This is a genomic window from Streptomyces sp. BE20, from assembly GCF_036322525.1.
Taxonomy (GTDB): Bacteria; Actinomycetota; Actinomycetes; order Streptomycetales; family Streptomycetaceae; genus Kitasatospora.
This window is the reverse complement of record NZ_JAQYWW010000308.1, coordinates 1-5,312: the sequence shown is the minus strand read 5'-3', so window position 1 is coordinate 5,312 and position 5,312 is coordinate 1. Positions and strand designations below refer to the sequence as shown.

The window sequence follows — 5,312 nt, the reverse complement described above, 5'->3', positions numbered from 1 at the left end:
GGCTCCTCGCTCTCGTCGGCCCGGCGCTTCCCCGCGACCGCCTCGCGTCGTCCCTGTTCCGCGTCCTCGTCGGCCTCGCGCCGCGACTCGGTCTCCCGCCGGAGGCGCTCCTGCTCCTGCCTGCGCTCGGCGGCGGCGACGGTCGAGTAGCCCTCGCGCTCGTCGTGGTCGAGCCTGACGCGGCGACCGTTCTCCGGACCGAACTCGGACACCGTCTCGCGGTCGTTCCGGACGTCCACGAGACCGACCCGCAGATCCAGTGCGGAGGCCGTGAGCACCGCGAAGGCGTCCCGTACGGAGAGCGGGTCGCTCACCGCGTCCCAGCCCTGTTCCCGCCAGGTGGCGATCTCCCGGTGCATGTCCTCCACGAAGACCGGCCAGTCCGCCACGTCGTTCCCCATGCGGCCGGCCCAGGCGGAGTAGAGCTCGTACGCCTCCCGCGCCAGCTCGGGGTTCTCCCGGAACCGCTCCTCGACCAGCCCGCGCAGCGCCCGCTCCGCGGCGGCCGGGTCGGCGGCCAACCGCCCGCCCTCGTCCTCTCCGAACAGCTGCCTCAGCAACTGCGGGTCGTCCTCGACGAGCGCGCGCAGCATCGGCGCGCCGGCCGGCTCGTCCTCCGGCCGTACGGCGTTCCGCGAGACGGGCGCGCCGTTGTCGGCCGGGGTGGAGTGCTGCCGGGAGCTCTCCTGGCCCGGCTCGCCCCGGACCTCGGCGATCAGGCCGCCCTCACGCCGGACGTGCACGGTGACGCCGCCCGCCGTGCCGTGCACGACGCCGTCGGCCGGCAGCGGCTGCCCGGCCCGCTGGGCGCGGTCGAGCACGACACCGGCCGCGTAGCGGATGTCGTCGGTCTGCCACTCGCGCGGCAGACCGGGACCGCGCGGTTCCCTCCAGGCGTCCTCGGTGAAGCTCGGCCGGAGCGTGCGGACGTCGAACTGCGGGACGGTGGGCGGGAGCTGCTCGCCCGGCCGGAGCGGGCCGGGCTCGCGCAGCGCGTGGGGACCCCCGGTGGGCAGTACCCGGTCGGAGTAGGTGGTCACCGGCCCCGCCATGTCGAACAGCTGCCGCAGCGGGCTGCCGGGCTGGTTCCAGCCGAATCCGGGCAGCAGCTGGCCCACCAGCGTCGAGACGTTGGTCCCGGCGGCCTCCCGCGCCGTGAGGCTCCGGAAGGCGCCGGCGGGCTCGCCCACCGGCACGACGGTGACGTTGACCAGCAGCGGCTGCCGACCGCGGTTGCCCTGGGCCCAGACCTGCTGGACCTCCCGGTTCACCTGGTCGGTGAAGGCACGGATCTGCTGTTCCGTCACTCCGTCCTGCCGGCTCACGTGGAGCGGGACGACGACGTCGAGGCCGTGCTGTCCCGAGTTGAAGAGCACCCGCTGGACCTGGAGCTGGCCGGTACCGACGGCGATCCGCCGGCCGGCCCCGGTGGCGATCACCTGCTGCTGGTCCCAGCCCTCCGTGGTGGTGCCGGGCTGCAGGTCGGTGGGCCGGTAGGCGAGGTGCCGGCCGTCGCGGGTGAGGCCCTCGATGCGGACGCCGTTCGCCTCGCCGATCCAGCGGTAGGTCCGCTCGTCGATCCGGACGCGGTGGGACGCCGCGCCGTGCGCGGACTCGACGGCCTGGAGGACGCCCATGCGGCCCCACTCGCGCGGGAACATCGTCCGGACGGAGTTGTCCCGCGGCTCGAACCAGTGGTTGCGGAACTCCGAGAGCGGCGCGTCGGGGGCGACGGTCGCGTCGAGGAACCGCACCCGGGCACGGTACGTGCCGTTGACGTGGGCGGCGCCGCGCTCGATCACCTCCACGCCGCGCAGGCGGTGCCAGGTCGCGGTGTCCACGTTCGAGCCCGGGGTGAACTCCTGGTGCAGTCCGGTGAAGAACTGCCGGTCGCCGTAGCGGGAGACGTCCTGGGCCCGCTGCCCGTAGCGCAGGAGGCTCGCGGGCCGCGAGGGCGCGTAGTCGAGGTCCGGGTCGCGGGGCGGCAGCGGGCCCGGGTCGGACAGGCCGTTCCAGGGCGTGGCCGTCCGCCGGGGGCGGGTCGGCGGGGTCGGCGGGGCCGGTGACTCGTGCGGCTCCGGCTGGGTGTCGGCGGGCCGGAAGGACGAGAACCGGTCGCCGTGGATCTCGCCCTCGATCCGCACGCCGGCGTACTCGCCGGTCCAGCGGTAGCGGCTGCCGCCCGCCGGGACCACCGTGCCGTGGCGCAGCGCGTCGAGGTAGGACTGCTCGGCGGCGTAGACCGCCTCGTCCTCGGTCCAGTTCCGGGGGAACAGCCGCCGCCGTTCGGCGGTGTCGGTGGTGAGCAGGTCGCCGGCGGCGCTGTCGGTGCGGACGCCGACGGCGCGGCGCGAGCCGGCCGGTGCGGCCTCGTACTCGACGTGCAGCACGCCGTTCGCGTGCTGTTCGACGATCGCCGAGGGGCGTCGGCGGTCGGAGCCGGGCGCCGGCAGCAGGTGGCCGCCCTCGGTGCGGCGGTCGCCGTACAGCGAGGACTGCCGGGCGTCCAGCCCGAAGGAGGCGCGGGGCGGCAGCGGGTGGCCGTCGGGGGCGTGGTGGGTGGAGGTGAGCCGGGACGGCTGGGTGCCGAACGCCTCGTCGACGGCGGCGCCCAGCTCGCGCAGGTTGCGCGCGGCCAGGGTCACCGTGCCGTCGACCCGGCGCGGGCCGATGCCGGCGGGCTGGTCGGCGGAGATCCGGCCGTGCTCGACGTGGTCGGAGCCCATCATGCCGGCGTCGGTGTAGATGGTGTGCCGGTTCTGGGGGCGGCGGTACTCGTCGTCGAGGCCGAGCAGGTGGCCGATCTCGTGGGCCAGCGTGTCCGGGGTCGATTCGAGGGACCAGGTCTCGTTGTCCTCGTGGAGCTTCCGGGTGAACAGGTCGACGATGTGGATGTGGTGGTTGACGTCGGCCGAGTGGTCGACGAACTCGGGCCGGACCCGCAGGACGTCGCCGTTGGGCAGCCGGTGGCCGGTGTTGTACGCGTCGTTGACGCCGTCCCACACCCGGTCGATCACCTGTCCGATCTGGTCGTCGGTGAACTGCTCGACGGGGGCGTCGTAGCCGTAGCCCTCCTCGATGCCCGCCTCGGCCGGCTCGCGGCGGATGTGGATGCGCACCACGATCTCGGTGGCGGGGTCGCCGTTCTCCAGGAAGCCGCGCCGCACCTCGTAGCCGCGGAGGTAGGAGGCCGAGACGGACCGCCCGAAGGCGTCGAGGGGCGCCCGGACCTCGCGCGCCGCGAGGACCTGGGCCAGCTCGGTCTCGGCGGGGTCCACCAGCATGGTGAGGTCGTCGCCGTGGTCGGTCTGGGCCGGGGAGGACTCCCGCTCGGACTCAAGCTCGGACTCCCGCTCGGACAGCATCTCGGTGTCGTGGTCCTGCGGGGCGTCCTCGCCGATCCTGACCACTGTCTCGCTGTCCTCCGGGCCGTACCGGGTGACGTTCCCGTGCCCGTCGGTCACCTCCAGCCGGACGTGCAGGGTGTGGGCGAGCAGCGGCGCGAGCGCGCCGCCGAGCCCGGCGTCGTGGGTGCCGTCCGAGGCCGCCAGGGCGTGCCGCAGGCCGTGGAGTTCCCTGGCGGTCTCCATGCTCGGGGGAAGGAGGGGGCGGAAGGCGGTCAGCGCCTCGACCGGGAGGTTCTCGGGCCGGGTCCGCTGGAGGTACTCGGCCACCTCGGTGGTCATCAGCCGGAGCACGTCCGGCCGTTCGGTGGTCGGCGGGAGGCCGTGGTGCCCCAGCAGGGCCTCGGTGAGCTCGGGTGACGCGTCCGCGACGGCGTCCAGCAGGGGGTGGCCGGCCGGCGGCGCGAGGTGCGGTACGGGAGCGGGGCCGGAACCGGCGGTGTAGGACGGTCCGGAGTCCACCGTGCGCGGCGGGACGTGCAGCTGCGGGAGGTCCCGCTGGTCGCCGATGCCCCGGTAGCGGTTGATCTGGCCGTCGACGACCTCGACCTCCAGGAGGACGCCGTGGAACTCGTCGTAGACGACGCCGGTCTCGGTCCGGCCGACCTGGTGCCGGTCGACGAGCCGGGTCACGGCCCAGCGCGCGTCGGAGGCGGTCCACTCGCGGGGCAGGCTCTGGTTCTCGGGCAGGCCGTGCGGGTCCAGCTCGATCCCCGTCCGGGTGAACCGGAAGTCCACGGCTCCCACGGCCCGCCGGCTCTGCCGGTCCGTGCCGGCGGTCACCGCGGGCCGGTGCTCGCCCGGCCGCAGCGGGCCGGGTTCACGCAGGTCGGTGGGGACGTGCGGGGCGCCCTCCGCGGTGTGCAGGTCCGCCAGCACGTCCACGCGGGTGGGGGCGAGCTCCTCCAGACGGGAGACCGTCTCGTGGAACACGTCCCCGTGGTCCTGGTGGACCAGCGGGCCCAGGAGGAGCCGGAGGCTCTCCGCGGTGTCGACCACCGACAGGTCTGCGGGGTCCGGCAGGGAGTCGTGGTCGATGATCACCCGGGCGTAGGGGTCCTGGTGGTCGTCCCCGAAGTCGAGGCGGACGGTGACCAGCGTCTCCGGCGTCCCGTCCGCGTCCGCGGTCGCCCGCACCTGTTCCCGGACGTAGGCGTCCACCCTGCGCTGGAGTTCGCCCCTGGCGGCCTCCTGCTGCGGGCGCGTCAGACCGCCCTCGACGGACACGTCGACGGGGAGGGTGATCTCCACGCCCAGCTGCCCGGAGTCGAACAGGACACGGGAAACGGTCAGGGTGCGGCCGTCCAGGTCGACCTCGGTTCCCCGGAGGGTGTGCCGCGCACGGAGGTCGTCCCAGGCCCGGAGGGGGCTGGTGGGCTGGTCCTCGGTCGGGCGGTGGGCCAGGTGGGCCCCGTCGCGCGAGAGTCCCTCGATGCGGACCCCGTCGGCCTCCCCCACCCAGTAGTACGTCCGGCCGTCCTCCAGGTACACCCGGCGCTCGGCCGGGACGCCGTCGTGCGCGTCGTCGACGTGGTTCAGCAGGTCCGCGGACGACCAGGTCCGCGGGTACATGGTCCGCAGGCCGTCGTCGTCGTCCCGGACCCGCCAGCGGGTCGGGAAGTCGGCGAGCGGGGAGTTCGGCGCGACGGTCGGGTCGAGGAAGGCCACCCGGGCCCGGTAGGTGCCGTTGTGGACCGGGGGCCTGGTCTCGACGACCTGGGCGCCGTGCGCCCGGAGCGCGTTCTCCCGGCCTGGCAGCTGAAGGTCCAGCTCGTGGTGCAGGCCGGTGAGGTTCTGCCGGTCGCCGTAGCGGACGACGTCCTCGGCACGCTGGCCGAACGCCCCGAAGGCCCGGGCCGGGTCGTCGGGAGCGGGACGGTGCGGGGCGTTCAGCGGCGGGTCCACGTC

At 74.7% G+C, this 5,312-nt stretch carries 1 protein-coding gene; it reads right to left on the bottom strand.

Annotated elements, in window-relative coordinates; all coding sequences use genetic code 11:
- Positions 1 to 5,312, bottom strand: a 5,312-nt coding sequence (locus PUR61_RS01710; RefSeq protein ID WP_329874869.1) for an EndoU domain-containing protein, incomplete at both ends; no start/stop codon positions are given.